This window comes from uncultured Ellagibacter sp. (assembly GCF_934636505.1).
Taxonomy (GTDB): domain Bacteria; phylum Actinomycetota; class Coriobacteriia; order Coriobacteriales; family Eggerthellaceae; genus Ellagibacter.
This window is the reverse complement of the sequence record NZ_CAKUAL010000117.1, coordinates 1-3,178: the sequence shown is the minus strand read 5'-3', so window position 1 is coordinate 3,178 and position 3,178 is coordinate 1. Positions and strand designations below refer to the sequence as shown.

The window sequence follows — 3,178 nt, the reverse complement described above, 5'->3', positions numbered from 1 at the left end:
GTCCATGTCCCCCTCCAACAAAGAGGAGTTCACGGGGTTGCGCCAGACGCTGATCGACGAGGGATACTCGCCCTGCAGAAGCTGCAATCCGTAACGTTACGTTTCCCCAGTTCATGCGCGAGCGATCTCAACTTGCGACCGAGAGCGCATCGACTAGCGTGGGACTTGCGCTCAAGCAGCCAGCTTGGTCCTTTCATCAAATTACAACAAAGTCAAAAATAGTGCTTGCGTTACTGTGTATAGTGTATATATACTGTGTTTATCAGATATACACACGTAAGGACTCACCGTGGACATCATCCTATCCAACTCGAGCGACAAGCCCATCTACGAGCAGATAACCTCGCAGATGAAAGCCCAGATTCTGTCGGGCGCGCTTCCAAGCGGGGAAAAGCTCCCCTCCATTCGCGCACTCGCGAACGGCCTCGGCGTCAGCGTGATAACCACCAAGCGCGCGTACTCCGATTTGGAGGCCGAAGGATTTATCGAAATCGTACAGGGGAAAGGCAGCTTCGTAGCCTCGGGGAACCACGAGCTTTTGCGCGAAAGGCGCCTGCGTCAAGTTGAGGAACTGCTCGTGCAAGCGGGCGAACAGGCGGCTGAGCTGGGGGTCTCACGGGCCGAGCTGCACGACATGCTCGACCTCGTTGCTCCCGAGGATCTCGAATGAAGCCGCCGAAGAACTCGCACATGAAAGCGATATACCAGATGAAAGGATACAGAACGCCCATGTCAAACCTTCTCGAGATACGCGACGCGAACCGCCAGGTGAGCGACTCCTTCTCGCTTCGAAACGCCAATCTCTCCATTGGATCAGGGGAAATCGTCGGCCTCGTCGGAGCGAACGGCGCGGGAAAGACCACGATAATCCGAGCCGCACTCGGCCTTTTGAAACTCGATTCCGGGTACGCAGCGCTTTTCGGCGAGCCCCTCGCCGCCGACACCCCCGACGCCGACGTGCGGCGACTTCGCTCCCGCGTCGGCGTCGTGTTCGACACGTGCCCCTATCCCTCCGAGATTACGGTGTCCCAAGTGGAAACATGCATCAAACCAGCCTTCCCCACCTGGGATAACACATGTTTTGAGACGCTGGTCGCCCGATTCGGGATCGAGCCGAAGAAGAAGGTGAAGTCGCTCTCTCGCGGCATGGGCATGAAGTTGCAGCTCGCCTGTGCGCTTTCGCACGACGCCGATTTGCTCATCCTTGACGAGGCGACCGCCGGGCTCGATCCGCTCGCTCGCGACGAACTGCTCGATGAGCTGCGCGATTACGCGTCGACTGGCAATCGTGGCGTGCTGCTTTCGAGCCACATCACAAGCGACCTAGAGCGCATCGCCGATCGCGTGGTGGGAATCGACGCCGGCAGCATCATCTTCGACATCCCGCGCGAGCAGATCACCGACATGGCGGGCATCGCGCATTGCACGGCCGACCAAGCACAACGGATTCTCGCCTGTGTGGACGGCGCCCGAGTTGCAAAGCGCGAGTTCAGCTGCGATGTCCTCGTTCCCAACCGTTTCGAGTTCGCCGAAGCATTCCCCGAAGTGCCCTGCGACCGCGCCTCCATCGACGACTACCTGCATTTTATCCTGAAAGGAAACAACTGATGAAAGCCGCCTTCCTCTCCGAGCTCGCCATTGTGCGCACCTTTGCCCTCAGCTTCATCGGCATCCTCGCATTCGTGTTCGTCTTCATATGCTGGCCGATGGAAAGCGCAGCAGGCGCCGCCGCAGTCGTGTGCGCCATGACGCCGATGCTCATCATGTTCTCGCTCATGGGGTACGACGACCAAAACGGCTGGCTGCGCTACCGTGCCGCACTCCCCTTTGCACGCCGCGACATCATCGCGAGCCGCTATGCGACCATCTTGGCATGCGCTGCCGCTGCCATCGTTTGCGCTTCGGTGCTCGGCATCGTGCTCAACGGGGCGCTTCCCCGCTTTCTTGAAGGCTTCGAGGCGGCCACGCCTATCGAGATCATCTCGTCAAGCGTCGCCGCCACAATGGTCGTCCTCATCATCGCCGCCATCGCCGAGCCTTTCCTGGTCAAATTCGGCAATACGAAGGGGATACGCTATCTCATGTGCGTGTTCATCCTGGCGGGGTGTATCGACGTCGTCATCCTGACGAACTTCCTCGCCCCCGACGTCATGCAGTCGGCTCTCGCCTGGATCGACGCCCACAGCCTTGCACTGTTCGTAGCGCTCACGGTCGCCGCGCTCGCCATCTACGCCGCAAGCTGCTTTATCAGCATCCGAATCTTCCAGGCGAAAGACCTTTAGGGAATCGCAGGGTCGCGCCGCGCGCTCTTCATCGTTGGCTTCACCGCGCGCCCCTCATCACTCGCCCTCGCCTTCGCTATAATCTTCCTCGACACAAACGAGCACGCGGAGAGGAACCTATGAACATCACCGTCTACCTGGGGGCAAACGAAGGCAACGACCCATCTATCGCCGAAGCGGCGCGTGAGCTGGGCTCATGGATCGGGGAAAGTGGCAACGACCTCGTCTACGGCGGATCGAAGGTCGGGCTCATGGGAATTCTCGCCGAGAGCGCGCTCGACGCAGGCGCCCAGGTCACTGGCGTCGAGCCTCAGTTCTTCATCGACCAAGCCGTGCAGCTCGACACCATCACGCACCTCATCGTGACCGACACCATGGCAGAGCGGAAGGCGAAGATGATCGAGCTCGGCGACGCGTTCATCGCCTTCCCCGGAGGGTCGGGCACGCTTGAGGAAGTGTCGGAGGTCATGTCGATGCTCTCGCTTTCGCACTTGGACGCGCCCTGCATCATCTACAACTTGGATGGCTATTACGATCACCTGAAAGCCCAGCTCAACCTCATGATAGACAAGGGTTATTCCACCCACGAGCGCCTGAAGCACGTCCACTTTGCAAGCAACCTTAACGATGTGAAGGGTATTTTGGGTCGCTAGCACATAAGCCGCCCGACGACGCGGGGGCCCGCACCTCATTGCGCCTCGCGCATCGGCCGCCTTCGCGTCCGCACCCCCGCGCGCCACTCGGGCTCGCGTCCTCATCACCTCGCGCGTATCGCCGGCCTTCCCGCCTCGTAATACGCTCCACCTGCGGCCCCTTGTCATCTGCGTGAATGCGCGCCACCTCGTGCGCGGGAATAGTACAATATGAATTTGTCGCCCTGTGCGCCCGCCGAGCAC

General features: G+C 60.0%; 4 protein-coding genes. All 4 read left to right on the top strand.

Annotation, left to right across the window (positions count from 1 at the left end):
• Positions 1 to 289 precede the first annotated feature (289 nt).
• The 4 genes from Q0G18_RS09235 (at position 290) to Q0G18_RS09220 (ending at position 2,935) form a co-directional block, all read left to right on the top strand.
• On the top strand, positions 290 to 670 hold the full coding sequence (locus tag Q0G18_RS09235; RefSeq protein ID WP_297152363.1) for a GntR family transcriptional regulator: 381 nt from the start codon (positions 290 to 292) through the stop codon (positions 668 to 670).
• 59 nt (positions 671 to 729) lie between these two features.
• A complete protein-coding gene (locus Q0G18_RS09230; protein ID WP_297152360.1) occupies positions 730 to 1,608 on the top strand; it encodes an ABC transporter ATP-binding protein in 879 nt (292 codons plus the stop codon).
• Positions 1,608 to 2,282 (top strand): ABC-2 transporter permease, encoded by a 675-nt coding sequence (locus Q0G18_RS09225; RefSeq protein WP_297152357.1) that lies wholly within the window; start codon positions 1,608 to 1,610, stop codon positions 2,280 to 2,282. The genes Q0G18_RS09230 and Q0G18_RS09225 overlap by 1 nt, the downstream gene beginning before the upstream one ends.
• Before the next feature lie 119 nt (positions 2,283 to 2,401).
• Entirely contained in the window at positions 2,402 to 2,935 is a 534-nt protein-coding gene (locus Q0G18_RS09220) for a TIGR00730 family Rossman fold protein (RefSeq protein WP_297152354.1), read from the top strand.
• Positions 2,936 to 3,178: the final 243 nt, after the last annotated feature.

What these genes read in the sequence shown, in the direction of transcription:
- Q0G18_RS09220 (WP_297152354.1), top strand. Translation starts at nt 2,402, where the DNA reads ATGAACATCACCGTCTACCTGGGGGCAAACGAAGGCAACGACCCATCT.
- Q0G18_RS09230 (WP_297152360.1), top strand. Translation starts at nt 730, where the DNA reads ATGTCAAACCTTCTCGAGATACGCGACGCGAACCGCCAGGTGAGCGAC.
- Q0G18_RS09225 (WP_297152357.1), top strand. Translation starts at nt 1,608, where the DNA reads ATGAAAGCCGCCTTCCTCTCCGAGCTCGCCATTGTGCGCACCTTTGCC.